Consider the following 26,708-nt stretch of genomic DNA (forward strand, 5'->3'; position numbering starts at 1 on the left):
GAATTTTCATTCCCTCCGCCGTAATTTTTTTGGCCGCAATTTTTTGGGCCGTTCTTTTCTGTGACAGCCGCTTCTTTTGCGACCCAGCCCTCTTTTGTGACATAATCAGCCATGGTCCGTTTCCTCCTGACCCGCGCCAGTCTTGTCATCCCGACCTTCCTCGGGATCGTTTTCCTGGCCTTCATTCTGATCCGTCTGGTGCCCGGTGATCCGGTCGAAGTGCGCGTTGGCGAGCGCGGCATCTCGCCAGAGCGCCATGCCCAGCTGCTCCATGACATGGGTCTCGACCGGCCGCTTTATGTGCAGTTCTTCGACTATGTCGGCGGCGTGATGGAAGGCGATCTTGGCGTCTCGGTCATTACCCATCGGCCGGTGCTCGACGAATTCTTCACCTTGTTCCCGGCCACGCTGGAACTGTCCTTCTTTGCCATGCTGCTGGCACTCTCCGTCGGCCTGCCGGCCGGCGTCGTTGCCGCCGTAAAGCGTGGCTCGATCTTCGATCACGCGATCATGGGCGCCTCGCTCACCGGCTATTCCATGCCGATTTTCTGGTGGGGCCTGCTGCTCATCCTGACCTTCTCCGTGGGCCTTGGCTGGACGCCGGTCTCGGGGCGCATCGGCAACGATTTCTTCTTCGAGGGCACCTCCGGCTTCATGATCTACGACGCGATCATGAGCGACGAAGAAGGCGCCATCACCTCCGCCTTCTCCCACCTCATCCTGCCCACCATCGTCCTGGGTACCATTCCCTTGGCCGTGATTGCGCGCATGACACGCTCCGCCATGCTGGAAGTGCTGGGCGAGGATTATATCCGCACCGCACGCGCCAAAGGGCTCTCGACCTGGCGTGTGGTCGGCGTCCATGCGCTCCGCAACGCACTCATCCCCGTTGTCACCGTCATCGGCCTGCAGGTCGGCACGCTGATGGCCGGTGCGGTTCTGACCGAAACGACGTTCTCCTGGCCCGGCATCGGCAAATGGCTGGTCGAGAGCATCAACCGCCGCGACTATCCGGCTCTGCAAGGTGGCGTTCTCCTGATCGCCTGCCTGGTCATGGCGATCAATCTCGGGGTCGACCTGCTTTACGGTTTCCTCAACCCCCGCATCCGGCACAAGCGTTGAGGGCCAGCAGATGACCACCGCACCCGCGACCACACCCACCCAGACACCGGCTAAAGTCGTCTCGCCACGGCGCGAGATCTGGCTCTCCATGCGCGCCAACAAGGGTGCCATGGCCGGCCTTGTCGTGATCGTCTTCCTGATCGTGATTGCGATCCTGGCCGATGTCGTGGCACCGCACAGCGCCATCGAGCAGTTCCGCGAAAATTTCCTGCAGCCGCCGGCCTGGGCGGAAGGTGGCTCCTGGTCCTTCCCGCTCGGCACCGACGATGTCGGCCGCGATATCCTTTCGCGCATCATCTACGGCGCGCGGCTGTCGCTCTTCATCGGCAGCATCGTCGTCACGATTTCCTTGGCCCTTGGCATCTTCTTCGGGTTGATGTCCGGCTTCTTCAAGGGTGTTGTCGATATCGCCATCATGCGCTTCATGGACATCATCCTCTCGATACCCAGCCTGCTGCTCTCGATCGTGATCGTGGCCATCATGGGCAAGCCCGATATCACCAAGGCGATGATCGCCATCGCCATCACCTATGTGCCGCATTATGCGCGCCTGGCGCGTGCAGCCGTCCTCACGGAGCTCTCCAAGGATTATGTGACGGCATCCCGGGTCGCCGGCGCCTCCACCAAGCGCCTGATGCTCAACACAGTACTGCCCAATTGCATGGCGCCACTTATTGTGCAGGCGACCTTGAGCTTCTCGACCGCCATCCTCGATGCGGCGGCTTTGGGCTTCCTGGGGCTGGGTGCACAGGCACCGACGCCGGAATGGGGCACCATGCTGGCCGATAGTTTGAAATTCCTGCAGCGCGCCCCGTGGGTCGTGACTTTCCCGGGCCTTGCCATTCTCATTACAGTGCTGGCCTTCAATCTCATGGGCGACGGGTTGCGCGATGCGCTTGACCCGAAGCTGAAGCGCTGAGGGACCCGCGCATCATGGCACTTCTCGAAATCCGCAATCTGTCGGTCCAGTTCCAGACACATAACGGCCCGTTCCGTGCAGTGGACGGCATCGACCTCGACCTCGACAAGGGCGAACTGGTCGGCGTCGTGGGCGAATCCGGTTCCGGCAAAAGCGTCACCATGCTGGCGGTGATGGGTCTCATTCCCTGGCCCGGCAAGGTCACGGCCGACCGCATGATGTTCGATGGCATCGATCTCATGGCCCTGAAGCCGGCGGCACGGCGCAAGATCGTCGGCAAGGACATTGCCATGATCTTCCAGGAACCGATGACCAGCCTCAACCCCTGCTTCACCGTCGGCTTCCAGATCATGGAGACGTTGAAGGTTCATGAAGGCGGCTCGCGCCGCGAACGCCGCGAACGCACCGTGCAATTGCTGGAACAGGTCGGCATTCCGGCAGCCAGCACACGCCTCGACAGCTATCCGCACCAGCTATCGGGCGGCATGTGCCAGCGCGTCATGATCGCGATGGCGATCGCCTGCAATCCGCGCCTGCTGATCGCCGACGAACCCACGACCGCCCTCGACGTCACCATCCAGGCACAGATCCTCGATCTCCTGGTCAATCTGCAGCGCGAGCGCGGCATGGCGCTGGTGCTGATCACCCATGACATGGGCGTCGTCGCGGAGACCGCGGAACGTGTCATGGTGATGTATGCCAGCCAGCAGGTGGAAGAGCAGAAAGCCGTCGACCTCTTCGCCAACCCGCATCATCCCTATACCGCGGCCCTCCTTGAGGCGCTGCCCGAGCGCAGCGTCGGCAAGCGACGCCTCTCGACCATTCCAGGTGTCGTGCCCGGCATTCTCGACCGGCCCACAGGCTGCGTCTTCAACCCGCGCTGCAGCTTTGCCGATGCGCGCTGCCGCGCCGAACAGCCGGCCTTCATTGGCCATGCCTCGCTGACCGCCACAGGCGGCCGTGTGCGCTGTCACTATCCGCTTGAAGGTGGCACGCCGACCAACCGCCCTGCCGCGCAGGAGGTTGCGTGATGTCTCCCGCTTCTCAAAATACGGCGCCGGCTTTCGTCGACATTCGCGATCAGACCAGTGCCAACCCGCTGGTGCTCGAAGCGCGTGAACTGCATCGCCATTACCGGGTCGGCCGCGGCTTGTTCAGGGGCCATGCCGAACTTCGCGCCGTGAATGGCGCCAGCTTTACACTCGCCGCCGGGCGCACTCTCGCTGTCGTGGGTGAAAGCGGCTGCGGCAAGTCGACCCTCGCACGCCTCGTCACCATGATCGAAACGCCCACCGCCGGCACCCTTGCCATCGATGGCGTCGATGTGGCGAGCGCCGATGCCGCCACCGTGAAGGCCATGCGCTCCAAGGTGCAGATGGTGTTCCAGGACCCCTATGGTTCCTTGAACCCCCGGAAGCAGGTCGGCCAGATCCTCGAAGAGCCACTTGAGATCAACACCAACCTGGATGCCGACGCCCGCGCCGCCGCGGCCCGCGCCATGATGGCCAAGGTGGGTTTGCGTCCCGAACAATATAGCCGCTATCCACACATGTTCTCCGGCGGGCAGCGCCAGCGCATCGCCATCGCCCGCGCCCTCATGCTCAGCCCGCGCATCGTCGTGGCGGACGAGCCGGTCTCGGCGCTCGATGTCTCGATCCGCGCCCAGGTGCTCAATCTGTTGATGGATCTGCAGGCGGAACTCAACCTCGCCTATCTCTTCATTTCCCATGATCTCTCGGTCGTGCGGCACATCGCCGATGACGTCATGGTCATGTATCTGGGCCGGCCCGTGGAACAAGGTCCCAAGGAAATCATCTTCGCCGGCCCCCGCCACCCTTATACCGTGGCCCTGCTGGCGGCGACGCCCTCGGTCGATCCCAAGGCGCGCTCGAAGCGCCTGACCGTGAAGGGTGAACTCCCTTCCCCGCTCAATCCGCCGCCGGGCTGCGCCTTCCACAAACGCTGCCCCTATGCGACTGAGATCTGTGCCTCCGAGCGCCCGGAATTGCGGCCGGTCGATGGCAGGGATGTCGCCTGCCATCATGCGGAACAACTGGCGTAAGTTTCGGGCGGATTTTCAAGAATCATGTGCGCCGTGAGACCGCCGGCGTAACGCCGTGCGCACGCAATCTTCCCGTCACATCTGCAGCCATCGCGATCTTCGGCAGTTTACGCACCACGTCTGATCCTCGCTGATCGCCGCCACGGCTGCGCAGCTTCGTGGGCATTTTGATCAAATACAACAGGTGTTTGCGCGATGTGCCGCCTGCGGTCTCATGCTTGTCTTCGGACAACTGTCGATGGCATGCTCGTGCAATACACACCGCAACAGTTCCTGCCGAAGGACGGACATTGCCACATGACGCTCGCCTGGCAACACATGACGCTGAAGGCCAAAATCATTCTCAGCACCACGGTGGTCGTGCTGATCTGCATCGGCGCCATCTGCGCCACCTTGCTGGCCGTATCGCGGCCGGCAGCAGAAGCGTCTGCGATACGCCTGGTCCAGGAGATTGGCGACAGCCGCAGTGCCGAAATTCGCATGGATATTGGCCATGCCATCGAGGATAGCCGCAGCATCGCCCGGGTCATTCAAACCGAGCAGACTTTTGCCGAACCGCGCCGCGCGGCGGTGAACCGCTATCTGCAGCACCTCATGACCGACAAGAAGCATTATGCAGGCGTCTGGGTCGACATGGCGGACAACGCCTTCGATGGTGACGACGCGCGGTTCGGCACGCGCGATTCGGAAATTCTCGGCCTGCCCGGTTCCGGCCGCATGAGCCTGCTCTGGTTGCCAGGGGACGGCGGCAAGCCGGTCGCCGATGCCAGCGCGGGGCTGTCTTACGCCGAGGTGGAGAAAAAGGAATATTACAGCACCGCTGCGACAGCACGGCGCGCGGCGGTGACGGAACCCTATCTCGACGATTTGACAAAGTTGCTGATGACCAGCGCCGTGATGCCGATCATGAAGAACGACGCCGTGCTGGGCGTTGCCGGGATCGACATCTCGCTGGCCGGCTTGACTGAGGCGATCAGTGCCCAACGCCCCTATGGCGACGGGTTTCTCGCTGTCATCTCCGCCAATGGCGCCTACATCGCCCATCCCGACCGGACGAAGCTGTCGCAGCCGGCTGACGACCTGCCGGCAGCACTACAGGACGCCACCAAGGCGCGCCGGGCCTTCGACGGGCGCGGCGCTATCGGCGCCACGACCTATTACCTGCATCTCATCCCCGTTCCCTTCGGCGAGGCTGCCGGCAGCTGGAGCCTGCTGGTGGCGGTCCCCGAGGCCAGCATCATGGCGGAGGCAAATCACCTGACCTTGCTGTGCCTGCTTGTCGGCGGATTATCGCTGCTGTTGGGCGTTGGCATCGCCTGGCAGGTCGGTCGCAGCATCGTCCGGCCTGTCAACGCCATGACTGTTGCGATGACCGACCTTGCCGCCGGCAATCTTGAGATCGCGGTACCGGCCCAGGGGCAGCGGGACGAGGTCGGCATCATGGCGCGCGCCGTCGATGTCTTCCACAGAGCCATGGTTCATGCCCGCAACATGGATGAGGCGCAGCGTCTGGAATGGCAGCGCAAGGAGGCGCGCACCGCGGCGATGAACAGCCTGCAGACCGGATTTGAAGGCAAGGCCGGCCAGATGGTGGGCGTCCTCACGCAGTCCGCGGCGGCCCTGGAAGAAACGGCGCGGTCGCTCACCGACATCGCTGCGCGGACCAATCAGCGGGCGATCGTGGTCGCCGACAGTGCGGAACAATCTACCGGCAGCGTGCAGATCGTCGCCGCCGCGACCGAAGAACTTTCCGCGTCCGTCAACGAGATCCGCCGGCAGGTCGATCAATCGACACGCATCGCCCAGACGGCAGTGCAGGATACCGGGCGCGCCGATGCGACCGTCGATATGCTGGCCCAAAGCGCGCAGCGGATCGGTGAGGTAATCGGCATCATCCGCTCGATCGCCGAGCAGACCAATCTGCTGGCCCTCAATGCCACTATTGAGGCCGCTCGTGCCGGCGAAGCCGGCAAGGGCTTCTCCGTGGTCGCCAATGAGGTCAAGAATCTTGCCAACCAGACCGCACGGGCGACGGAGGAGATCGTTTCCCATGTCACCAGCATTCAGAGTTCGACCACCGAGGCGGTCACCTCGATCCACGCCATCAGCGAAACCATTGGTGAACTAAGCCGGATCGCTGCCGATATCTCCCATGCCGTGGAGGAACAGGATGCAGCGACCCGCGAGATCGCTGCCAATATCCAGCAGGCCGCATCCGGGGCCCGCGAGGTTGCGGCCGGCATGACAGATATTCGCCATGCGTCCGGCGATACCGGGGCTGCCGCCGGCCAAGTGCTTGAGGCGGCTCGCGCTGTTGCCAAGGAATCAGGCGAATTGGCCGGCGAGGTCCAGTCCTTTATCGTCGGCGTGCAGGGGGCTTAAGGGCTGCGGCGGCTGTCGCAGGGGCCTTCGCCGCTTTCTTTTGGCGCCAAAGCGAAAAAATTCGCACCTTTTCCACAAATATATTCCACATTTTTTGCTGATATGAAGTGGATATCCATAAGAGAAAATCCCAGGAATCCTGCCATTTCGATGACGGAATGTGTCTGATCGGACGCCCCGGAAGCCGGCGAAAAGAGGGGATAGGCCCTTATTCTGGAATGGTTTCCCAAAAGCTCAACATAACTGAGGCATTTCTGCCACATCGGCTCCGGGCGAGATAAGCCTCGGTTCGGACTCGTCTTTCACTCTTAAAACACGTGTGTTATCAAAGCGCACGGGTTGGCCGAGCCGAGTCCGCCAGATAGGCGACTAACGGTCGGTTAAGTTTTGACCGCGACAATGTGTCTGTGACGATGTGGCCCTGCTGCACTGTCACAGCGGCGCAATGTGGCAGTGAGGACTTGGGACCAGCACGTTCAAATGCTGCGGTCAGGGACAGACGGGGACCGCTATCGGGGGACGGTGCAACGGTTCGCTAGAAGAGCAGATCAACTTTTCGAAACCGGGCTACCGGAAAGGGTTAGGGGTTCTATGTTTAAGGTCATGAATTTCACGAAGACGACACTGGCTGTCACGGCCATGGCGGTGAGCTTGCTCGCCTCTGGCTGCGCGACGCCGCCGGATCCCAGTGACGAAGCTGCCGTGCAGGCATTCAACGAGGCGAATGACCCGTTGGAGCCGATGAACCGCTACTTCTTCGAAGTGAACCACGGTCTCGACGAGTTGCTCGTGAAGCCGTTTGCGGGCTACTACAACATCGCCTTGCCGGATCCTGCCAAGGATGGCATCCGTAATTTCCTGCGCAATCTGCATGCGCCGGTGATCCTGCTCAACGATCTGTTCCAGGGTGAAGGCAGCCGCGCCGGCACGACCGCAGCGCGCTTCTTCATCAACACCACGCTCGGTGTCGGCGGCATCCTCGATGCGGCCAGTTGGTTCGGTCTTAACTACCACGACGAAGATTTCGGCCAGACGCTGGCGGTTTGGGGTTCGGGCGAGGGCATCTATCTGCACCTGCCGCTCTTGGGCCCGAGCAACCCGCGCGACGCCGGTGGCAAGCTGGTCGATTACGTTTTGGATCCGCTCACCTGGGTCGGCTATGTCTATAACGTCTCCTGGATCAACACGACCCGCTTCATGGTCGAGGGCATCGACACGCGCGCCCGCAATCTCGAGACGATTGCCGAGTTGCAGAAGGGCTCCGTCGACTTCTACGCCACGATCCGCAGCCTCTACCGCCAGCACCGCAACGACGCCATCAAGAATGGCGAAGATCCGGAAGCAGCAGTCGGCAAGGTGACCAGCGAAGAGATGATCCCGGAAGATGGTGCGGAACTGCCGTCGGTGTTCCTGCCGACGTCACCCTCGGCCTCCACTCAGCCGGCGCCGGTAAAGGCCGACGATCAGCTCTCGGAGGCCTACTGAGCTCCATGCTGACACGTAGATCCCTCATGGCGGGGGGGGGGGGGGGGGGGGGGCTTCATCAACTCGCTGTCGCAAAAGGCGATCACCGAGTTGCAGTCCGCCGGCAATGACAAGGAACGCGCAGCCAAGCTGCTGCCGATCCTCCAGGAATTCTTCGATATGCCCAAGCTCGCCAAGCATACGCTGGGCGCCTATTGGAAGCGGGCGACGCCGGAAGAGCAGGCCGCCTATGTCGACGTGTTCACCGAATATATGAGCGCCGTTTACGGCAAGCGATTTGCTGAATATTCCGGCCAATCGCTGGCTGTACAGCGTATCAACGAACAGGGCGACAATTCGACCGTGTTCACCATCGTCAAGGGCGCCCAGGGCGAACCCCGCGTCGATTGGGATGTGAACACCGCCGGCGGGCACAACATGATCACCGACGTTCGCGTCGAAGGATTGAGCCTGGCTGAAACCCACCGCCAGGAATTCGCCTCGGTCATCAGCTCGAATGGCGGCAAGGTCCAGGCGCTCATCGACATCCTGAAGAAGAAGGTAGCCTCGCTCTAGGGAGCTGGGGCCACACCTACCGGTACAAGATCCCCGCCACCTTTATGGTCGGCGGGGATTTTTGTTTGAGCTCAAGATCGACCTTCCGCCGCATGGCGATCATTTCGGCGCTCAGGGATACACAGGTCAAAGCCTGTTCAGTTCTTCTCTCAGATGACCGGCAAACTCCCGCGCGAACCGATCCGCGATATCCAGGCGGCTTTGATTGGCCGGGCGAATCTCGTGGAAGCCGGCATCGATGAAGACGCTGAACGGGCGGAAGACGATGTTGCGTCCGGTGAATTCGCTGGCAGAAGCCGGATCGACGAGCGCAATGCCCGCCCCCTCATCCACAAGGCTGAGCGCTGTATGCGACAACCGCGTCTCCAGCGTGGCAAGGCGCGGCACACCGGCGAGTGCCATCTCAACCCGCATGGCAAAGATCGTGCCCGGATCCAGGCTGATGACGCGCTGGTTGGCAAGATCGATCGGCTCGACAATGTCTTTCTGCGCCAGCACATGGTCGGCCGGAATGGCGGCGATCGCAGCCGCAGGATAGGCCTCGATGATGAAGCTGGGCCGGTCCAATGGTTCGTCCGCGTAGCCAATATCCACCTGGCCTGCAGCCACCGCCTCGATGACCATCGACGATGGAAGTGCGCTGAGGGAAACGTTGAGCTTCGGCTTGTCTTTCAGAAAGCGGGCCAGAAAGCGCGGCAGCGGACCGTTGCCAAGGGCCGGCATGGCCGCCACGCGCAATGTGCCTGCCGAGTGCCGGCCAATCTCATCCGCGACGACGGCGATCCGGTTCAGCCCGACAAATGATCGCTCCACCTCCCGCATCAGTTCGACCGCATCGCGCGTCGGGCTGATCTGATTGCCCCTGCGCTCAAACAATCGCAGCCTGGTCGCACGCTCAAAGTCCGAGATCAGGCGGCTGACGGCTGGCTGGGTTACGGACATGAGCTCGGCGGCGGCCGTCATCTTTCCCGCGAGCATGACGGCGCGGAAGGCTTCCACCTGCCGGAGGTTGATCGCTGCCTTCATAATATCTGCTTATTGATAATGCCTGATTTGGAATTTGCCTGAATGCTCGGGCAATGCAAGTTTTCTCTCGCAGGGGCGCTTTTCACTGCCGGACCTGTCGAGGGAGTCAAATGGGCACGCACACACTGCTGATATCGCTCTTCCAGTACAAAGCCTGGGCCGACGACATGCTGGTCGGCGCAATGATTTCCCTCGCCGGCGAGAAGCCCTCGCCGGAAATTGATGGGGCGATCCGCATCCTCCATCACGCGCACATTGTCGATCGCATATTCATGGCCAACCTGCAGTCTGTCCCCCACGCCTATGAGACCAACGAGCCGCTCGAGGCGCCTCCGTTGGGAACACTGTTCGCAAACGTTCGAGATACAGACCGCTGGTATGTCGACTATGTCTCTGCCATTTCCCGTGAGAAGCTCACCGAGGAAATCAATTTCAAGTTCACCGACGGCAAGCCAGGGCGCATGTCCCGCGAAGAGATGCTGGCTCATGTGATGACGCATGGCGGCTATCATCGTGGCGAGGTTGGCCGATTGCTGCCGCAGATATCCCATGCGACATCAAGCGATGTCTTTGCGGGCTATCTTCACCGTGCCGACCCCGGCCGCCGCGCAGCGAGCCACCGGTAGATCAAGGACGCGACCATGCCTGACCATCCTGCCGGCCGACCACGGATCATCGTCATCGGCGCCGGCATCATCGGCGCCGCGATCGCCTGGCATCTCGCCAGGGAGGGTGCCCGCGTCACGATCCTTGAGGCAGCCGAGCCCGGCGGAATCGCCACGCGCCATTCCTGGGCCTGGATCAATGCGAGCTGGGGCAATCCGGAACCCTATTTCCGCCTGCGTATCCGCGCGATGGCGGAATGGCGGCGCCTTGCCGGCGAGGTGCCGGCGATCCGTGTCCATTGGCTGGGCGGCCTGCTCTGGGATCTCCCGCCGGCCGAGCTCGACGCCTACGCCGCGGAACATGCGCGCTGGGGCTATGGCATCGCCCGCGTCGATGCCTCGACCATCGCGCGGCTGGAACCGGCCTTGGCAGCGCCGCCGGCCTTGGCGCTCCATGTCGCCGAAGAAGGTGCGCTGGATCCTCTCGCGACGGCGCAGGCGCTGCTCGCAGCCGCCACCCAACGCGGTGCCGATCTCCGCAGCAACGTCAAAGTCCTGTCCTTGGATGTGTCAGCCGGCCGCGTCACGGGCGTCGTCACCCCGACCGAACGCCTTGCTGCCGATCATGTGGTGATCGCTGCCGGGACGGCCACAGCCTCGCTTGCCGCCACTGTTGGTGTTCATGTGCCGATGTCGGCGCCGCCTGGCCTGCTGGTGGCCACCAAGCCCACGCAGCCTGTGCTCAACGGCCTCGTCATGGCGCCGGAGATGCATGTCCGGCAGTTGGTGGATGGCAGCCTGCTGGCCGGTGCCGATTTCGGCGGTTCCGATCCAGGGGCAGATGCCGCGGCGACGGCACGTGACGTGTTCGCCGGCCTTCAGAAAATGTTCAAGGGCGGCGGCACCCTCGCCTTCGACCGCTACCAGATCGGCCACCGCCCGATGCCGGCGGACGGGTTCCCGATCGTGGGTCCGGCACCGGAGAGGGCCGGGCTCTATCTCGCCGTCACCCATTCGGGCATCACGCTGGCGCCCGCGATCGGCCGCTTTGCCGCCACCGAAATCCTCGGCGGCCCGCGTGATCCCCTGCTGGCGCGCTATGCGCCCGCCCGCTTCGTTTAGGCCCGGTTTGTCGCCTAGCCGAGCAGCTTGGCCAGCCAGGCAGGGCGGCGGCCGGTCTCGGCCATATACCAGAGGGTCCCGAGGAGAATGGCGCTCTGCACAGTCGCCACGGCGAGGCACGTCATCGCGATAGTTTGCATTTTATCTAATCCCTTGATGGTTGTACCTGGGATCATCGTGTGAGACTGGTGGAAAGTGGGCAAGCGAGATTTCTCCGCCTGCTGTGGATAGGTTCACTTATTTTCGTATTCGACGGATAAGGGTGTGATATCGAACCTCAACCGAGGGCGATGAGGTCCCGGCGCAGACGATCCGGGGCCGACAGCCCCGCCTCGATCTCGCGGTGAGTCGCCTGCCAGACCGGCAGGGCCTTGGCCAGGAGCCGCCGGCCGGCCGCGGTCAGCGTCAACAGCCGGCTGCGCTTGTCGGCCGGATCGACGCTGATCTTCAGGAGCCCCCGCCGCTCCAGCGGCTTCAGCGCCGCGGTGAGCGTGGTGCGGTCCATGGCCAGCACCTGCGCCACCGATCCCATGCCCGCCGGTGCCGGGCGGTTCAAGGACATCAGCAGCGAGAATTGCCCGTTGGTGAGGTCGAACGGGCGCAGATCTTCATCGAAGCGCCGCGCCAAAGCACGCGCTGCCCGCTGTACATGCAGACAGAGGCAATGATCGCGCACATAGAGCGTCGTTGCGTAGGGGATCTCGCCCGTCTCACATACCGCCGGCATATCCCCGGAATTATTGGGCGAAACGGCAACCACGCGCTTTTGCACTTTTGACATGCCGACATAATGTTGATATCAACCTATCAAGTCAAGCAGAAACAGAAAAATGGGACGGACACTCATCATGAGCGAACAACGCATTTCTACCAATCTGTGGTTTGACCGCAACGCCGAAGACGCGGCCAATTTCTATGTCTCCTTGTTTCCCAATTCGAAGATCACCCACGTGATGCGCTATGGCGAAGGCGCACCGCTGCCCAAAGGGACGGCGCTGCAGGTGGCCTTCACCCTCGACGGCACCGAGTACCTCGCCTTGAACGGCGGCCCGCATTACCAGCTCAGCCCCGCCGTCTCCCTGGTCATCAAATGCGACGACCAGAAGGAGGTCGACCGGCTGTGGGCAGCCCTCCTCAAGGATGGCGGCCGGGAATCGCAATGCGGCTGGCTCACCGACAAATACGGCCTCTCCTGGCAGGTGATCCCCAAGCCCTTCCTGAAAATGATCGGCGACCCGGATGAAAAGCGGGTGGGCCGCGTCTTTGCCGCCATGATGCAGATGGTGAAGCTCGACCTCCCCACCCTGCAGAAGGCGTATGACGGCCCGTCATCTTAGCCCGTCATCTAGGGTGTGCGTGATCATCGGGGGCGAGCGCGGCCCGGCTTGCGCACGGAGGGTCTGATCCCACGAGCACTTGATTGGGGCCGCACCTCGGCTATCCTCAACGCATGCCCGATGACAAGCCCGAGGTTGCCCCCTATCCCCGCACGACCGACATGGCGGAGATGGCGCGCCGCTGCTTTCCGGAAACCTTGGGCTTCTACAAATACTGGGACAGCAAGCGCGTGCAAGCGGACGGCACCAAACGCCTGATGCCACCCCGGAGCGCCATCGATCCCTTGGAGATGAAACGCTGGCTCCCTTTCCTGCAATTGATCGAGGTGCATGAGGCCAGACCCAGCATCAGCAGCCCGGGCATCGCCGGCAGCCCCGCCGGCCGCAGCCTGGTCTACCGATTGGTAGGCGAGTCCGAAGTCGCCGTGCGCGGCTTCAACCCCACCGGCCGCACGGTGGCGGAATGCGCCATCGGCAAAGACAGCTCCGACCCGATGGGCAATTACAACATCGTCATCGACGACCGCCGCCCCGTCTACGACTGGTCCAAGATCCCACACCCCAACGGCTTCATGGTGAGCCAGGAATGCATCCTCCTCCCCCTCTCCGACGACGACATCCACGTCAACATGGTGATCACCTTCGGAAAGGTCCTCTCGAGCCTCGACAAGGCGCATGGGGCCAGGGAGTTGAAGTAGCGGGGGCCGATAGCCCCATGACGAAGTAGGCGCAACTGATGACTATTGCCCATCGAGACTCATCCCCTCTCCCTTCAGGGGGAGGGTAAGGGTGGGGGCGCAACTGATGACCATTGCCATCGGCACCACCTCCCCTCTCCCCCCGCCGACGCATGTCGGCCTTCGCCGACAAGGTGGGAGAGCGTCAGGGAGAGGGGACGCAACTGATGACCATTGCCCACCGGCACCTCATCCCCTCCCCCCTTGAGGGGGAGGGAAAGGGCGGGGGGTATGCCAACAACTGAAAACTCTCGCCGGTCCGCCAACCCCAATCGTCATGGTCCGCGAAGGCGGACCACCCACGAGTTTCTATCCACCAATCCAATCCGACCCACCATTTAAAATCGCCCTTCACCTCACCCCACAACCGGCTTAACTTCCGGGGAGCAAGCAGGGACACCGCGCAGCACGAGGGCAATCGTGGATTTCATTTTCGACTTCAGCATCTACCCAACCAACTTGATGCCCTTCGGCTTGGACGGCTGGCTGTTTCATGCCGTGCCAACGGCCCTGATCATCTGGCGCGAGCGTTCCGCCCTGCACCTTGCGCGCAGGGATTATGCCGTTGCCCTTTTCCTGCGCCTGTTGGGCATCGGCGTCCTCGGGGTAGCCCTGATCGTCACCAGTTCCTACCTTGTCTTCACCCATGATCCCGCCACCGATAGCTCGCTTCTCATCGAGAACCAACCTTGGCCGCTTATCGTCATAGCTAGCTTCATCCATATCCTGGCTGGCCTTGTGCTCACCCCTGTCCTCGTCCGCCGCATCCGCGACGCTGGTATCGCCCAGAGATGGAGCTATCTCGCTGTGCTGCCTTATCTCGATGCTGTCATGTATCTGGGCCTGCTCTTCTACCCGCCGACCCGTAGCGCCGCACCGGCCGAAGCTGCAGCATGAACACCGTCCCGAAACGGCGCACAACCCGAGCCATCGTCGCCGGGTTCCTGGCCTGCCACCTCACCGCCGTCGCACAACAGAGCCTAGCCGACGAGCCCCAGAAGCAATCGCTGACACCCCTCCCCAGCCTCAACACCGTCGAAGAATGCCAACGCGCCGATCTCAACCGCTATTACGGCAAGACCTTCCGCTTCCACCACGGCGAATGCTGGGCCGACGTCGGCATCGATGAAAACGGGAACATCACCAGCTTCATCCCGGAAGATGAAGATGCGTGCCGGCAAGCATTGAAAGTCGGCTGCGGCTGGGTGGATTAAGATCTCACCATCGCGGCTCCACCTGGATCGACCCAGTCCCCAATCGTCATGGTCCGCGAAGGCGGACCACCCACGAGTTTGCATCTGCCATTCGGTTGTTTTAGCTCGTCTCCCTATTGCGATGTCCTGATGCCATCAGACTTGATCGTCTATCCGCTGAGTAATGTTCAGAGCAGGTTCCGCATCGATTTTATCGACTGGGAACGCATACTGCCACAATAGTAAGGTTACGACTCTTGCGTTATGATCTTATCTACGCTGATATACGACGCACTATTCCTAATAGACGCTCAAATCGAGGATCATGTCGCAGAGCCGGCTCTGCTACTGCGATATCTTCCAATCGAACCGCTAGGTTCCGCGACGGGCTTTCTCGGTCCGTAAGGGCTTCAATCAAACTCAGCGCTGCCGCGGGAAACTTTCGGTAGAGCTCTTTATTGTCATCAGTAGGATGATCTATCAGGGGATGCAGCGCCCGCGGGCTTGAAACAAGCGCCGCATGAATAGCGTCTACCGCTTCGGGGAAAGCCTCCCCTACATACTGCGTCATCCATGACAAGTATAAGGTCGTATCGGCAGTTTGTGCTGCTGTCTGCATTGGCCATATTGCGGTGAAGATTGGACCCATGACATGCCGCCAATGATGAGCGGCCCCCACTCCTGCTTTCTTAATATTTTCGAAGAAAATATACGCCGCACGACGACGCCCCTCTGGGCCGCAGCGAAGCAGGGCCTCCTTCGCCTCCAACCATGTTGGAGCATCATCGCCATGATGCTTAAGTTGTCGACCTATCATGTTGACAATGAGGTGATCGATAAGTCCGTCAACTGTCTCCCGGCTGAGGGCCGGATGACCAATCACATTCAAGAAAACTGGCTTAATCATTCGCCAAAGACGTAAGTTTCCCAATCCTCTGTTTCGCACAAATGTCGCCCACATGCTCGGCATCCATGGCCCATTTGTTGAGAGCAACGGAACAAGGTGTTTTTCAGTCCAATCCGCATCAATCGAGTGAAGATATGGTAAATCGGCGACCAGTGCCGCGTGTGCGAGCATTCCAGCTCTGCCCTTGAATTCCGTGAGCGTAGAAAACCTCCGCGCCAAATCTTCTTGAAATGTAGAGTCTGGTACGGGATTGCGTCGACTAAGCTCAGCTATTAGAAAACGCGTCAGATGTCCAATCGGCTCATTCAGAATTGCGGACACTACGTTCTCATCGAGCGCCTCGACTTTCTGTGCATCAAGGTCAATGCATTGGGCTAGACGGTCCCAAAGGGAAAGAACCCCAGTTGTCGACCCAGCACACGCCAAAATAATAGATCGGTGACGACGCAGAAGCCAATCACTTACCGAATGAGAGAACCCATTCAGCTGGTCTAATGGCACGCTTGAGAGATGATCTATAGTCCTGCGTTCCAGATCAGGAAGATCAGTCTCTATGAGAGCCCAGAAGTAGGGCGTCCAGGCACTTGATTGCCATTCCCCATTTTTAGACTGCGCCACTAACCCGTCCAGAGCTCTGGCAGGATCTGCGCGGACGAACTTTCGCCACACCTCGCCTTGATTGAAAGGGTCACGTTTGGCTAGTGCAATTGCTTCACTTACAAGTTGTTCATCAGGAATCGTCGCCAGCAATTTGAGATCACCTTGCTCGCCAATAGATGATTCCGACCAAAATGAAAAATCATCTCGGTCACCAACTCCTGGTGTCCAATTTTGATGCTGGCAGCGGATACGCGCAATTTCATTTCTGCCTGCGTCGCTCAGGCCCGGTGAGATTGATTCTAAGCGCGCAAGTCTGACAAAGATCTCGCGATCTTGAATCGATTTAATCTGTCCTTCTGATCCTTCATTTGCACTTAGAATTGAATTGGGAACTCCCGAAACGATACGTTCCTCGATCGCATGGCGAAGTTCCATAGAAAAATTTGCCCATCTTTCCGCCATAAGCCGCATCGTTTCGCGGCGCAGGGTCCAAGACCAAAAATCCTCATCACTGAGATTCAGAAGATCCGTCGCTGCTTGTTTCGCTGAAAAAATGCTTTGAATGGAAAGAGCGTGCAAAAACAACCGTCGCGGAAGTAAATATGACGAAGCTGCGAGTTCTTGAGAGATTGATTGAGCTGCAAGTTGATTTGTCGATCCCAGGCGACTAATGAGATCAGCGATAATGCGTACTATGGGATAAAATCCATCTCTCAATCGATCTTGTTGATGAATAGCCACCGAATTGACGTCACGGCTCGCTCGATCAAACTCGGCTGACACAAAGCCATATTCGACGGCGTCTTCTAAAGCGTCAAAAAGTGCACGGATGAGCGAGCGGAGTAACGCTTCATCATGTTCAGGCGGCCACGCAACTACGAGCATTTCTGGCTCAACATGGTCGCGTACTTGAAAGTCTACATCAATTCGACTTGCTAGATGATCACTCTTTGATTCTGCATCACCAGGCCAGCGAATAGCTCGTCGCGCAACAGGCATTGGGCGCAATATTAGCGCTAGATTTCTGCGAACATCTAACCCGAATTCGCCACGCTCTACCCGTTTGAGGAGTCCAAACCATCTACCCTCCCAACGGTACGCGCGCGAGGAGCGATTGGCGAGGCAGAGCCGCCAAAACTTTCGGGTCTCACTAAGAGGGTGTGCGTCCTCTAGTGCCCAGTTTATGTCGGTTGCCAATTCTTCTTCGATATCAAGATGTGCAACCACTGCAACAAGCATTTCTTGATCATCAAGCCGCTTAACCAACCAACGTCCCGGTGAGAAGCCATTGGGACCAATAACACAGCGACCATGCAGCACTGACAACCATGTCGGCGAAGGATTCACGTCCGCTAGGATGCGAGCTCCGTCTCCTCGACTAAGAGCCCAAATCAACTGCCCCCAAGACGCGTCTTCAAGCTCACCTGAATCTCCAGCTAAGAGTGTTCTAGCGCGTTCGGAACGCCATCTAGTGGGGTCTTCAGCATACTCTGACCAGGCAGCGAGCGTGTCATAGAGGCCACTATGATCATTTCCATCGCCATGACTGTAGAGAATGGGGGTCGTACCTCGAACCTTCCAAAGATCGATCTGCTTAGCTTGAGAAGCTTCGTCTGCATCACATGGAACAAATGCATAGATCGATTTAAGGTCTGTAAAGCGACTGCGGTCGGCTGTGAGCACTTCGAGTAGATAACGCATTGGAGGGTCGTCGACCCCATACCCAACGATTACAATAGTCGAAGATCGAGCAAGATCGTACACATAGCGTGCGGCCCAACCTGATCTGAGGTAGGCTTCTCCGAATTCAGCACTAGTAAGTACTAGGTCGGAACGGTGGAGTTCGAGTTTCTTGTCTTCAATACGTCCGTGAAGGTGTAGTACACCCTCAAAATCGGCAGAACCAGGAGCTGGCATTTCCGCGGCCGCGAAGCTACGGATTTTGAATTGGCGCGAGTCATTCCAGGCACGTTCGAACAATGTATCAAAATTCGTCGTAACAACACGTGGCCGCAATTCAATATCACGCGACAGCCGAAGAATATTCAAATGATGCGCCAGATTAACGTCTGGAGGCTGAAGTGATTTTTGGACCGCCGCAATGACCTGCTGACGAACTTGAGCAGCGCGACGTGCGTCACTACCTGCTAAGCGCATTTGTAGAGCAAAGAGTGTTCGATCAAGAGTGAGATTAGTTTCGATCATCCCTTCTGCTTCTGCTGGGTGTGTAGCCCAACTTTCATGAAGAGCTTCGTAAATGTCTTTTGTGAGTTTGTGAAATGATGGCAGCCCAACGGTTCGTGAGACGCCAGCACCGCATATGAAGACGGCTTCTCCTCGCTCTTGAGCATGGAGCAATTCAGTTGGGATATCTGGGCCATTGGTAAGAAATTGCATGGACCTAATCCTTGCGTAGTTATTCTCACGGAGAATAACCGATAGTTGTATTGTTAACCACTCAAACAAAAAAGCGGGGCCCGGGGGCCCCGTTACGGCGCCCAGTTCCGGCGCATTTCGTTGCGGTGATCGCTGAGGCGCTTCTCGGCCTGGCTCCGGTTTGCGTCAGCGGCCTGGGGGTCAATGACCACCGGCTCCGCCACCTGGCCGGCCTTCGCCTGTTTGACGGTGTTGCCCTGCAGCGCCTCGTCATTGGCGTTCTGAGCTTTGAGCTGCGTCACCTGTATCAACTGGTTGATGCGTTCGGCGCTGGCGGGCGCGATGCTCAGCGACAGAGCACTGAGCGACAAGGCGGCGAGAAGAGCGAGCGAAAGGGTTGAGTTCTGTGACATGACCTATCTCCTTGAACCATGAGGAACTGGGATCGGTGATCAACTGGGGCAGGAACTGTGCGTGGAGGGCCGGCTGCGCAAGGCCGGAGGGACCGGCATTCCGCCCAGCTGTGCGCGGCGTCACGCGCTGAGGGTGAAGTCGGGGAAAGGGCCCTTCACCCCCGCCCTCTCCCCGCCCTCGACGCATGTCGGCCTTAGCCAACGAGGCGGGGCGAGGGAGTGGATGAGACTGTGAAGGGTGGCGCCGTGTTCTGTGATCGCCCCCACCCCGGCCCTCCCCCCTGAAGGGAGAAGGGGTTAACGAGCTATCGGTAAGAGACTCCCCCTCTCCCGCCCGCCGACACCTGCCGACCTTCGCCGACAAGGGGGAGAGGGCTAAGAGCTAGCCGCCACACCTCGGGCGAGGAGAGACGCCCAAAACGAAAAAGCGCGCCGGATTTCTCCGACGCGCTCTTTGCCCGCGTATCGCGCGATAAGGACCTCAGCCAGAGATATACGCTTGCCAGATCATCTTGTCGGTGTAGCCGTCGGAGCAGTTGAGGGTCAGCAGCAGGCCAGGATAGTTGGGATCCTTGCCGAGGCAGACCGGCGTGCCGGTCGTCTCGCGCCGGAACACGGCCCGGTCGCCGCTCATGGCGATCTCCTCCCACAAAGTGTTGTCGTCACTGCAGGGGAGCAAGATGGCAATTTGGTCCACGCGGTTTTGATCGCCGAGGCACTGGCCGGACAGCTTGTTCTCGAGGCGGATGACACCGATCGTGCCGTTGCGGGGGAAGCGCGCCTTCCACAGCTGCGAATCCTTCGCATAGGTGGTGCTGTTCAGGCGGATGTATTTGCCCACATTGCCATTCGCCCACTGAACATCGATCGCGCGGAGCGATCCGCCGCCGGAATCGTCGTGCACCGTCCCGCGCAGGTGGAAATAGCCGGCGGGCAAAGCGTAGGCCGGCGACATGAATTGGATGGGCCAAGCCGCCACGCTGGCGGCGAAGCTGAGAAACAAGCCAATGGATTTCAAACGTATACGCATGATCTCTTCCCCTTAAGCCAGATCGCGACAATCGCAATCGATGAGGAAGAGCTGCGGTCTGCGGCCAGATAGGACAAGAGGCGCAAGTCCCGCAAAGCCGCCATCCGTGACGTCCGTCACGCAGAACGAAAAAGCGCGCCGGATTTCTCCGACGCGCTTTCTGCAGTCACAACAACCTTAACCCAGCGCGGGACCTGTCCCGCGCAGAGATAGCTCAGGCGACCTTTACGCTGGCCTCGATAGCCTGGCCGATCGTCTTCTCCAGGAGGTCGAAGCCTTCGTTGATCAGCTTCTCTTCTGCCGTGAGGGGCATGAGGAAGCGGAGCACGTTGGCATTGACACCGCAGGACAGCAGGATGAGCCCGTTCTCGCCGGCCTTCGTCGTGATGGCCTTGGTGAGATCGGCGTCCGGCGAGCCATCGCTTTTGACGATGTCGCAGGCGACCATGGCGCCGAGGCCCCGGATATCGCCAATACGATTACCAAAGCTGTTGCGCTTCTTCATCTCGGTCAAGCGGTCGATCATCTGCTTGCCGATGATGTTGGCGCGCTCAACCAGCTTTTCCTCTTCCATGACGTCGAGGACGGCGTTGGCCGCGGCACAGCCGATGGGCGAGCCGCCATAGGTGCCACCGAGGCCGCCGGCCGCGGGGGCATCCATGATCTCGGCCTTGCCGATGACGCCAGAGAGCGGGAAGCCGCCGGCCAGGGATTTGGCGACCGTGATGAGGTCGGCTTCGATGCCGCTATGCTCATGGGCGAACATCTTGCCGGTGCGCGCGAAACCGGTCTGGATCTCGTCGACGATGAAGCAGATGCCATGCTTGGTGCAGATATCGCGGAGCGCCTTCATGAATTCGAACGGCACCACGTTGAAACCGCCCTCGCCCTGCACGGGCTCGATGATGATGGCCGCGACATTGTCCGGGCCGATATCGGCCTTGAACAGGGTCTCGAGGATCTTGAGGCTCTGCGCGCCGCCATCCTTCAAGGCCGGGTCCGGGAACGGCACGTGGAACACGTCCGAGGGGAACGGGCCGAAGCCGACCTTGTACGGCATGTACTTGCCGGTCAAGGCCATGCCCATGAGCGTCCGGCCATGGAAGGCGCCGGAGAAGGCGATGACGCCAGCGCGCTTGGTATAGGCTCTGGCGATCTTCACCGCATTCTCGACCGCTTCGGCACCGGTGGTGAGGAAGATGGTCTTCTTCGGCGTGTTGCCGGGGGCGAGCTTGTTGAGGCGTTCGGCGAGGCGGATATAGCTCTCATACGGGTTCACCTGGAAGCAGGTGTGGGTGAATTTGTCGAGCTGGTCCTTCACCGCCTTGATGATCTTCGGATGGCCGTGGCCGGTGTTCATGACGGCGATGCCGCCGGCGAAGTCGATGAGGCGCCGGCCCTCGACATCGGTGATCTCGGCGTTCTTGGCGCTCTCGGCATAGATCTGATAGGCGTTGCCGACGCCCCGCGGGACAGCCGCGTTCCGGCGCTGATGCAGACTGGCATTCGACGTCATCGTGATGATCCCTCTTTTAATCTGGCCCCTGGAATCGGGTGCCTTCGGACAAGTCGGCCGGGACTATATCCCAGGAGCCGCGCGCGCCGAAACCCCGGGCGAAGCAGGTCAGGGTGGCCCGGATGTCAACGCTGGGTGGTCGGGATTAGGGACATAAAATTACCGGCCTGTTGCCAGGCCGGTGAGGAAACTCCCGCAAGGAGACTAAGGAAATGTTGGGCTAGGTCGGCCCCGGCTACTTGTCGCCCATCATGCGGCGCATGACATCGGTCATGTTCTGGGCACCGGGCACATCGCGAAGCTGCCGGTCGATCTGCTGGCGGGCCGCCTGGGCTTCAAACGCCTGGGCAATCCGCTCAGCCCGTTCCGGCGTGAGGGTCCGGGTGGCCAGTTTCGCGCGCTGTTCCATCAATTGCTGCTGGGTGAAGGCACGCACGGGGACCGGCTGCAGGGCTGGTCCGCCCGTGATCAGGTCCGTTAACCATTTGCCGAAGCTCATCATGCCCTCCTGATCCAAATCCGTATTCCGGCAGGATAGAGGACGGGCGTTAACGAAGTCTGAAAGGGGAAAAATCGTGCCCGCAAACACGCAGCTAATCGATTAGCTAACAGGCTTATCCCTCAAACTCAGAAACCCACTGGATCTTGAATCCAGGCCTTCTGACCGATCGGTGGCAGGTCTTCACTCGGGATAATCGTCGGGTTCGGCAATGAAAAAGCCTCTCTTCCGATAGAAGCGTTCGGTGAGCCCACCTAACATGCCGCCAGGCATCCTGCGTCCAGACGGGTTTGGCAGGCCGATGACCTGATCTTTCTCGTCTCGCGGATCTGCAGCGATCCTCCAGAGCTGGTGAGGCTCGGTTTTGACGGTCAGACCGAGCATGGTGTGGAATACGACGGGCTGCAGCTTCCGGCGATTGAACCGGAATACGAACTCATCGAGGTAGGTCCGAATGTAGCGGCGGCGGAAGCCATGGTAGGTGCCGAGGGCTTGGGTCTTGATCAAAGACGCGACCCGGTTGGTCCAGAACATGGCATTCGGATCATCGACCGATTTGGTCTGCTTCAGGAAATACTCCTCCATCCCGCGATAGGTCTTATTCCCGTCTGTCAGAATGCCGGAGCCCGGTTCGATATTGCGCCGTATGAAGCCGTGGAGGGTGGCCTTCGTGGCATCCGGGATCGGCTCGATCCGGATGCGTCGCGGCGTCGTTTTTAGCTCGTCTCCTTTCATATACTCAGTGATTTCAACGGCTACGGCGATGAACATCTTGCCGACTGGGCTTCGGCCCTGGGTATTGCCGGGCGGATCGTTCTTGGTCCGGTATTTGATGAAGACCTCGTCGACTTCCACATCGCCGTTCAGCTTGGTCCGGTCTGGGTCGACCATGGCCCGCCGGAGCTTGGCCAGCAGCAGCCAGGCCGACTTGTAAGACCCCAGGCCGAGCTGCTTCTTGAGCTGCAGGGCCGAGATCCCGTTCGAATGGGTGGCCGCCAGGTAGGCGCCCCAGAACCAGTGGGTAAGCGGCAGCTTGGTCGCGTGCATCACGGTGCCGGACTTGAGGGACACCTGAGCCCGGCAGCCATGGCACTCATAGAGCCAGGGACGGTCCTTGACGGCCGTGGCGCCAATGACGCCGCAATGCGGGCAATGGAAGCCGTTGGGCCAACGATGCGCCAGGACGTAGGCACAGCAAGTCGCCTCGTCTGGAAACATCCGCTGGAAGTCCAACAGGGTCTTGGGTAGCTTTCGGAGCATTCTCGATCGTCGCCGAATCGCGACCCGGCCGCCAGCGGATTCCAAGGCTGAAGCCGTTGATCAGATTCAACTAATGTGGAGTCGAATCTAGTCCAAATCGAGAACTACCTATGGCGTGTTTCTGAGTTTGAGGGATAAGCCTGTTAGCTAATCGATTAGCTAAACGTTTAGCTGGCGGTTTTCTGCGGTTTTTCGAGGGGGTGCTTTAAGCCGCCCGGACCAGGTCCCGACGCGGCTGACCGGTCACTTCGAATTCCTGGGCGACGAGGCCGCGGATCATCTGGTTGCCCTCGAGCATGGCGTCATATTCCTCGACGCAGCGACGAACGTTCCAGCAGCGACCGGAAATATAGCCGCGCAGGCCGTTCTTCAAGCGGATCGGGGTGGTCAATTCGAGGACGTCGTCAAACTCATATCGGCTACGCATGATCTTAATCCAACCTTGTGCAAGTGACCGGAAGACTCCGGCGGAACAACTTGCTTAGACAGATATGCTTAGATTCCATAAATGACGAGTGACGGCAATCACCAATCGCGTGATATCGCGTTTAGGCCTGTGATTTCTGCTGTTTCTGCCAGAGTGCGCGCGAGACGCGCGCTGATGGTTCGCGTCCGATGTGACGCAGCACACACCAGCCGGCTTCAGCAAGCGCATCGAGATCGACACCGGTTTCGATGCCCATGCCATCGAGCATGAAGACGACATCCTCGGTCGCCACATTGCCGGTAGCACCCTTGGCATAGGGGCAGCCGCCAAGGCCCGCCACGGAAGAGTCGATGACGCTGATGCCGAGCTGCAACGCCGCCAGCAGATTGGCCAGCGCCTGGCCATAGGTATCGTGGAAATGCGCCGCGAGTTGCCGGAACGGTACTTGCTTGGCGACCGTCTCGATCATCCGCTTGGTGGCGAGCGGTGTGCCGACACCGATCGTATCCCCCAGCGAGATTTCGTAGCAGCCCTGCTCCATCAAGGACTTAGCGACCGAGGCCACGGCTGCGGGTGCCACCTCGCCCTCATAGGGACAGCCGAGGACGCAGGAAACATAGCCCCGGACAGGTATCCCAACCTGCCCCGCACGCTCCATCACCGGGCGGAAGCGCTCGAGGCTTTCGGCAATGGAACAATTGGTGTTCTTGCGCGAGAAGCTTTCGCTGGCGGCAGCGAAGATCGCAACCTCACGGGCGCCGGCCGCGATGGCGGCCTCAAAGCCTTGCAGGTTGGGAACGAGCACCGGATAGCTTTTCGCGGGATCCCGTGTGAGGCCGGCAAGCACCGCGGCGGAATCCGCCATCTGCGGGACCCATTTCGGCGAGACGAAGGCGCCGGCCTCGATCTCCGTCAGCCCTGCCGCGGCGAGGTCCTCGATCATCCGGATCTTGACGGCGGTCGAGACCGCGGCCTTTTCATTCTGCAAGCCGTCGCGCGGACCCACTTCGACGATGCGGACCTTCTTGGGCAGGTTCATGTCGCGACCTCGGGCGCCGCGTCGATGCGCATGAGCTCCGCCCCCTCGACCACCTGATCACCCGGGTTGACCAGGATGCTGGCGACTTGCCCTACGATGCTGGCCGCGAGATTGTGCTCCATCTTCATGGCCTCAAGGCGCAGCACGATCTGGCCCGGGGCGACCGTGTCGCCGATCTTGGCCTGTAATGCCACGATGCGGCCCGGCATCGGCGCCAGCACGGTCGCCGTGCGCGCGCCGACATTGTCGCGCCGGGCCGGCGCCCGGCCAAACGATCCCAGGGCGCGGAGACGCCAACGACGGGACCCGATCTGCAGCCAGCGCCAGGGGCCATCGGCATGGAGATGGGCCGTCACCTGACGGCCATCCACTTCCACCTGGAGAAGGTTGTCACCCTGCGCGATCAGGCGCAGGTCGCGGCTCTCCGCGCGCCAGCCGCCGCGCAATGTCAGCAGCGACACCAGGTGATCCGCGCCACCCCATTCGAAATGCCAGTCGAGGGCGACGGGGCCGCCCAAGCGCCAATTGTCGGTGGCTGCCCAGGGCGATGGATCGGCACTGCGCAGGCGGAGCTGTTCATTCAAGGCCAGGATCGCCCAGGCCGTGTCGTCGGGTGCGGTGGCTGCCAGCAATTCGCCGGCATGGTCGGCGATGAAGCCGGTATCGATGCGGCCCGACCGGAAGTCGGCGTGGGCACTGGCGCGGGCCAGGAGATCGAGATTGCTGGCGATGCCGGCAAGCCGTGTTGCCTGTAGTGCCGCGGTGAGGCGCCCGACGGCCTCAGTGCGGTCGGCGCCCGAGGCGATGAGCTTGCCCAGCAGGGAATCATAGTGGCTGCCGATGGCGCTGCCGACCGCGATGCCGGCATCGAGACGCAGGCCCGGCCCCTGCGGCACCTGCCAGTCGAGGATCGGCCCGGTTTCCGGACGGAAATCGCGCGACGGATCCTCGGCACAGATGCGGGCTTCGATCGCATGGCCACAGAGCTCGATATCCTTCTGCGCGCGCGGCAGTTTCTCGCCGCTTGCCACCCGCAACTGCCATTCGACGAGGTCGAGGCCGGTCACCATCTCGGTCACCGGATGTTCGACCTGCAGGCGCGTGTTCATTTCCATGAAGTAGAAATGATCGAGATTGTCAGCCTCGGCGATGAACTCGACCGTGCCGGCCCCGACATAGTCGATGGCTTTGGCGGCGGCGATGGCGGCATCGGTCATGCGCTGGCGAATGTTGTCGGTGAGACCCGGTGCGGGCGCCTCCTCGATCACCTTCTGGTGGCGGCGCTGCAGGGAACAATCGCGCTCATAGAGGTGCACCACCTGTCCATGCGTATCGGCAAAGACCTGAACTTCGATATGGCGCGGCCGGGTCAGGTATTTTTCAATAAGGACGGCAGCATCGCCGAAGGCCGATTGCGCCTCGCGCCGCGCAGACGCCAGGGCTTCGGTCAGATCCTCTGCCCGGTCGACACGCCGCATGCCGCGACCGCCGCCACCCATCACGGCCTTGATCAGCACCGGATAGCCGATGCCGGCAGCGGCCTTGGTGAGCGTTGCATCGTCCTGCGCACTGCCTTCGTAACCCGGCACCACAGGCACGCCCGCCTTGCGCATCAGGACCTTCGCCGCATCCTTGGCACCCATCGCCTGAATGGCCTTGGCCGGCGGGCCGATGAAAACGAGACCCGCCTTGGCGATGGCGTCGGCAAAACCGGCATTCTCCGAAAGGAAGCCATAGCCGGGATGGATGGCTTCGGCGCCGGTTGCCCTGGCGGCTTCGATGATGCGCGCGATGTTGAGATAGGACTCACGCGCCGGCGCCGGGCCGATCAGCACAGCTTCATCCGCGCGCTGCACATGCTGGGCCTGGGCGTCAGCCTCGGAATAGACAGCCACCGTCGCGATCCCCATGCGCCTGGCGGTCGCCATGACACGGCAAGCAATTTCGCCCCGGTTGGCGATGAGGATCTTGGTGAACATCTAGTGGGCTCCAGACATGCGGCGTGTCGAAAGGCCCCTCACCCCGACCCTCTCCCCGCTATCGCGGGGCGAGGGAGTTCCGACCGAGTCTGCTGCAAAGCCCCTCGCCCCATGAAA

At 60.7% G+C, this 26,708-nt stretch carries 24 protein-coding genes and 1 pseudogene; 13 read left to right on the top strand and 12 right to left on the bottom strand.

The features are described 5' to 3' along the window. Positions 1-111 precede the first annotated feature (111 nt). The 7 genes from AC1DWZ_RS15375 (at position 112) to AC1DWZ_RS15405 (ending at position 8,525) form a co-directional block, all read left to right on the top strand. The gene (locus tag AC1DWZ_RS15375) at positions 112-1,122 is read left to right on the top strand and encodes an ABC transporter permease subunit (protein WP_477169798.1); all 1,011 of its coding nucleotides are present in this window, start codon (positions 112-114) and stop codon (positions 1,120-1,122) included. Positions 1,123-1,132: 10 nt separating this feature from the next. Continuing rightward, complete coding sequence (locus AC1DWZ_RS15380; protein WP_477169799.1) at positions 1,133-2,041, top strand: ABC transporter permease subunit; 909 nt, start codon at positions 1,133-1,135, stop codon at positions 2,039-2,041. 14 nt (positions 2,042-2,055) lie between these two features. Then, a complete protein-coding gene (locus AC1DWZ_RS15385; RefSeq protein WP_477169800.1) occupies positions 2,056-3,072 on the top strand; it encodes an ABC transporter ATP-binding protein in 1,017 nt (338 codons plus the stop codon). Continuing rightward, entirely contained in the window at positions 3,072-4,103 is a 1,032-nt protein-coding gene (locus tag AC1DWZ_RS15390; protein ID WP_477169801.1) for a peptide ABC transporter ATP-binding protein, read from the top strand. Before AC1DWZ_RS15385 ends, AC1DWZ_RS15390 begins: the two co-directional genes overlap by 1 nt. Positions 4,104-4,346: 243 nt before the next feature. After that, a complete protein-coding gene (locus AC1DWZ_RS15395) occupies positions 4,347-6,485 on the top strand; it encodes a methyl-accepting chemotaxis protein (protein ID WP_477169802.1) in 2,139 nt (712 codons plus the stop codon). Positions 6,486-7,088: 603 nt separating this feature from the next. Continuing rightward, positions 7,089-7,970 (top strand): MlaA family lipoprotein, encoded by an 882-nt coding sequence (locus AC1DWZ_RS15400; protein ID WP_477169803.1) that lies wholly within the window; start codon positions 7,089-7,091, stop codon positions 7,968-7,970. Between the two features lie 90 nt (positions 7,971-8,060). Beyond that, positions 8,061-8,525: an MlaC/ttg2D family ABC transporter substrate-binding protein gene (locus AC1DWZ_RS15405; RefSeq protein ID WP_477169804.1), complete on the top strand. Its 465-nt coding sequence runs from the start codon at positions 8,061-8,063 to the stop codon at positions 8,523-8,525. A gap of 126 nt (positions 8,526-8,651) precedes the next feature. Here AC1DWZ_RS15405 and AC1DWZ_RS15410 read toward each other — a convergent pair whose 3' ends face one another. Beyond that, positions 8,652-9,551 (bottom strand): LysR substrate-binding domain-containing protein, encoded by a 900-nt coding sequence (locus AC1DWZ_RS15410; protein WP_477169805.1) that lies wholly within the window; start codon positions 9,549-9,551, stop codon positions 8,652-8,654. Between the two features lie 110 nt (positions 9,552-9,661). On the opposite strand from AC1DWZ_RS15410, the gene AC1DWZ_RS15415 reads away from it, so the two are divergent. Next, positions 9,662-10,177 carry a DinB family protein gene (locus AC1DWZ_RS15415; protein WP_477169806.1) on the top strand — a complete coding sequence of 172 codons (516 nt, stop codon included), beginning with the start codon at positions 9,662-9,664 and terminating at the stop codon, positions 10,175-10,177. 15 nt (positions 10,178-10,192) lie between these two features. Continuing rightward, complete coding sequence (locus tag AC1DWZ_RS15420; RefSeq protein WP_477169807.1) at positions 10,193-11,278, top strand: NAD(P)/FAD-dependent oxidoreductase; 1,086 nt, start codon at positions 10,193-10,195, stop codon at positions 11,276-11,278. 14 nt (positions 11,279-11,292) lie between these two features. Here the strand turns inward: AC1DWZ_RS15420 and AC1DWZ_RS15425 are convergent, their stop codons facing one another. Next, on the bottom strand, positions 11,293-11,418 hold the full coding sequence (locus tag AC1DWZ_RS15425; protein ID WP_477169808.1) for a hypothetical protein: 126 nt from the start codon (positions 11,416-11,418) through the stop codon (positions 11,293-11,295). 137 nt (positions 11,419-11,555) lie between these two features. Next, positions 11,556-12,059 (bottom strand): MarR family winged helix-turn-helix transcriptional regulator, encoded by a 504-nt coding sequence (locus tag AC1DWZ_RS15430; protein WP_477169809.1) that lies wholly within the window; start codon positions 12,057-12,059, stop codon positions 11,556-11,558. Between the two features lie 67 nt (positions 12,060-12,126). Between AC1DWZ_RS15430 and AC1DWZ_RS15435 the strand changes: the two genes are divergently transcribed. The 4 genes from AC1DWZ_RS15435 to AC1DWZ_RS15450 all read left to right on the top strand — a co-directional run bounded on the left by AC1DWZ_RS15435 (position 12,127) and on the right by AC1DWZ_RS15450 (position 14,566). After that, entirely contained in the window at positions 12,127-12,615 is a 489-nt protein-coding gene (locus AC1DWZ_RS15435) for a VOC family protein (RefSeq protein WP_477169810.1), read from the top strand. 113 nt (positions 12,616-12,728) lie between these two features. Then, positions 12,729-13,313 (top strand): PAS domain-containing protein, encoded by a 585-nt coding sequence (locus AC1DWZ_RS15440; protein ID WP_477169811.1) that lies wholly within the window; start codon positions 12,729-12,731, stop codon positions 13,311-13,313. A 459-nt stretch (positions 13,314-13,772) separates the two neighbouring features. Beyond that, positions 13,773-14,249 carry a DUF805 domain-containing protein gene (locus AC1DWZ_RS15445; protein ID WP_477169812.1) on the top strand — a complete coding sequence of 159 codons (477 nt, stop codon included), beginning with the start codon at positions 13,773-13,775 and terminating at the stop codon, positions 14,247-14,249. Next, positions 14,246-14,566: a hypothetical protein gene (locus AC1DWZ_RS15450; RefSeq protein WP_477169813.1), complete on the top strand. Its 321-nt coding sequence runs from the start codon at positions 14,246-14,248 to the stop codon at positions 14,564-14,566. The genes AC1DWZ_RS15445 and AC1DWZ_RS15450 overlap by 4 nt, the downstream gene beginning before the upstream one ends. A gap of 253 nt (positions 14,567-14,819) precedes the next feature. On the opposite strand, the gene AC1DWZ_RS15455 is transcribed toward AC1DWZ_RS15450, so the two are convergent. The 9 genes and pseudogenes from AC1DWZ_RS15455 to AC1DWZ_RS15495 form a co-directional block, all read right to left on the bottom strand. Beyond that, the gene (locus AC1DWZ_RS15455; RefSeq protein WP_477169814.1) at positions 14,820-18,449 is read right to left on the bottom strand and encodes an SIR2 family protein; all 3,630 of its coding nucleotides are present in this window, start codon (positions 18,447-18,449) and stop codon (positions 14,820-14,822) included. A gap of 92 nt (positions 18,450-18,541) precedes the next feature. Then, the gene (locus AC1DWZ_RS15460) at positions 18,542-18,841 is read right to left on the bottom strand and encodes a hypothetical protein (protein WP_477169815.1); all 300 of its coding nucleotides are present in this window, start codon (positions 18,839-18,841) and stop codon (positions 18,542-18,544) included. 481 nt (positions 18,842-19,322) lie between these two features. Next, complete coding sequence (locus AC1DWZ_RS15465) at positions 19,323-19,871, bottom strand: hypothetical protein (RefSeq protein WP_477169816.1); 549 nt, start codon at positions 19,869-19,871, stop codon at positions 19,323-19,325. Positions 19,872-20,085: 214 nt separating this feature from the next. Next, a complete protein-coding gene (gene gabT, locus AC1DWZ_RS15470; protein WP_477169817.1) occupies positions 20,086-21,387 on the bottom strand; it encodes a 4-aminobutyrate--2-oxoglutarate transaminase in 1,302 nt (433 codons plus the stop codon). A gap of 235 nt (positions 21,388-21,622) precedes the next feature. Continuing rightward, complete coding sequence (locus tag AC1DWZ_RS15475) at positions 21,623-21,886, bottom strand: hypothetical protein (protein WP_477169818.1); 264 nt, start codon at positions 21,884-21,886, stop codon at positions 21,623-21,625. 354 nt (positions 21,887-22,240) lie between these two features. Next, positions 22,241-23,146 (bottom strand): annotated as a pseudogene (locus tag AC1DWZ_RS15480) (IS1595 family transposase); the annotation flags it as partial. Positions 23,147-23,351: 205 nt separating this feature from the next. Further along, the gene (locus AC1DWZ_RS15485) at positions 23,352-23,573 is read right to left on the bottom strand and encodes a hypothetical protein (RefSeq protein ID WP_477169819.1); all 222 of its coding nucleotides are present in this window, start codon (positions 23,571-23,573) and stop codon (positions 23,352-23,354) included. 121 nt (positions 23,574-23,694) lie between these two features. Further along, positions 23,695-24,612, bottom strand: a complete 918-nt coding sequence (locus AC1DWZ_RS15490) for a hydroxymethylglutaryl-CoA lyase (RefSeq protein WP_477169820.1) — start codon at positions 24,610-24,612, stop codon at positions 23,695-23,697. Further along, positions 24,609-26,591 carry an acetyl/propionyl/methylcrotonyl-CoA carboxylase subunit alpha gene (locus AC1DWZ_RS15495; protein ID WP_477169821.1) on the bottom strand — a complete coding sequence of 661 codons (1,983 nt, stop codon included), beginning with the start codon at positions 26,589-26,591 and terminating at the stop codon, positions 24,609-24,611. The genes AC1DWZ_RS15490 and AC1DWZ_RS15495 overlap by 4 nt, the downstream gene beginning before the upstream one ends. Positions 26,592-26,708: the final 117 nt, after the last annotated feature.

Source organism: Dongia sp. P2_B8 (assembly GCF_056404715.1).

Excerpts from the sequence above, each read along its gene's own strand:
- AC1DWZ_RS15375 (WP_477169798.1), top strand. The coding sequence starts at position 112 with ATGGTCCGTTTCCTCCTGACCCGCGCCAGTCTTGTCATCCCGACCTTC.
- AC1DWZ_RS15490 (WP_477169820.1), bottom strand. The coding sequence starts at position 24,612 with ATGAACCTGCCCAAGAAGGTCCGCATCGTCGAAGTGGGTCCGCGCGAC.
- AC1DWZ_RS15440 (WP_477169811.1), top strand. The coding sequence starts at position 12,729 with ATGCCCGATGACAAGCCCGAGGTTGCCCCCTATCCCCGCACGACCGAC.
- AC1DWZ_RS15420 (WP_477169807.1), top strand. The coding sequence starts at position 10,193 with ATGCCTGACCATCCTGCCGGCCGACCACGGATCATCGTCATCGGCGCC.
- AC1DWZ_RS15435 (WP_477169810.1), top strand. The coding sequence starts at position 12,127 with ATGAGCGAACAACGCATTTCTACCAATCTGTGGTTTGACCGCAACGCC.
- AC1DWZ_RS15475 (WP_477169818.1), bottom strand. The coding sequence starts at position 21,886 with ATGAGCTTCGGCAAATGGTTAACGGACCTGATCACGGGCGGACCAGCC.
- AC1DWZ_RS15390 (WP_477169801.1), top strand. The coding sequence starts at position 3,072 with ATGTCTCCCGCTTCTCAAAATACGGCGCCGGCTTTCGTCGACATTCGC.
- AC1DWZ_RS15410 (WP_477169805.1), bottom strand. The coding sequence starts at position 9,551 with ATGAAGGCAGCGATCAACCTCCGGCAGGTGGAAGCCTTCCGCGCCGTC.
- AC1DWZ_RS15460 (WP_477169815.1), bottom strand. The coding sequence starts at position 18,841 with ATGTCACAGAACTCAACCCTTTCGCTCGCTCTTCTCGCCGCCTTGTCG.
- AC1DWZ_RS15430 (WP_477169809.1), bottom strand. The coding sequence starts at position 12,059 with ATGTCAAAAGTGCAAAAGCGCGTGGTTGCCGTTTCGCCCAATAATTCC.
- AC1DWZ_RS15395 (WP_477169802.1), top strand. The coding sequence starts at position 4,347 with ATGCTCGTGCAATACACACCGCAACAGTTCCTGCCGAAGGACGGACAT.
- AC1DWZ_RS15450 (WP_477169813.1), top strand. The coding sequence starts at position 14,246 with ATGAACACCGTCCCGAAACGGCGCACAACCCGAGCCATCGTCGCCGGG.
- AC1DWZ_RS15425 (WP_477169808.1), bottom strand. The coding sequence starts at position 11,418 with ATGCAAACTATCGCGATGACGTGCCTCGCCGTGGCGACTGTGCAGAGC.
- AC1DWZ_RS15465 (WP_477169816.1), bottom strand. The coding sequence starts at position 19,871 with ATGCGTATACGTTTGAAATCCATTGGCTTGTTTCTCAGCTTCGCCGCC.
- AC1DWZ_RS15400 (WP_477169803.1), top strand. The coding sequence starts at position 7,089 with ATGAATTTCACGAAGACGACACTGGCTGTCACGGCCATGGCGGTGAGC.
- gabT (WP_477169817.1), bottom strand. The coding sequence starts at position 21,387 with ATGACGTCGAATGCCAGTCTGCATCAGCGCCGGAACGCGGCTGTCCCG.
- AC1DWZ_RS15495 (WP_477169821.1), bottom strand. The coding sequence starts at position 26,591 with ATGTTCACCAAGATCCTCATCGCCAACCGGGGCGAAATTGCTTGCCGT.
- AC1DWZ_RS15380 (WP_477169799.1), top strand. The coding sequence starts at position 1,133 with ATGACCACCGCACCCGCGACCACACCCACCCAGACACCGGCTAAAGTC.
- AC1DWZ_RS15485 (WP_477169819.1), bottom strand. The coding sequence starts at position 23,573 with ATGCGTAGCCGATATGAGTTTGACGACGTCCTCGAATTGACCACCCCG.
- AC1DWZ_RS15415 (WP_477169806.1), top strand. The coding sequence starts at position 9,662 with ATGGGCACGCACACACTGCTGATATCGCTCTTCCAGTACAAAGCCTGG.
- AC1DWZ_RS15385 (WP_477169800.1), top strand. The coding sequence starts at position 2,056 with ATGGCACTTCTCGAAATCCGCAATCTGTCGGTCCAGTTCCAGACACAT.
- AC1DWZ_RS15455 (WP_477169814.1), bottom strand. The coding sequence starts at position 18,449 with ATGCAATTTCTTACCAATGGCCCAGATATCCCAACTGAATTGCTCCAT.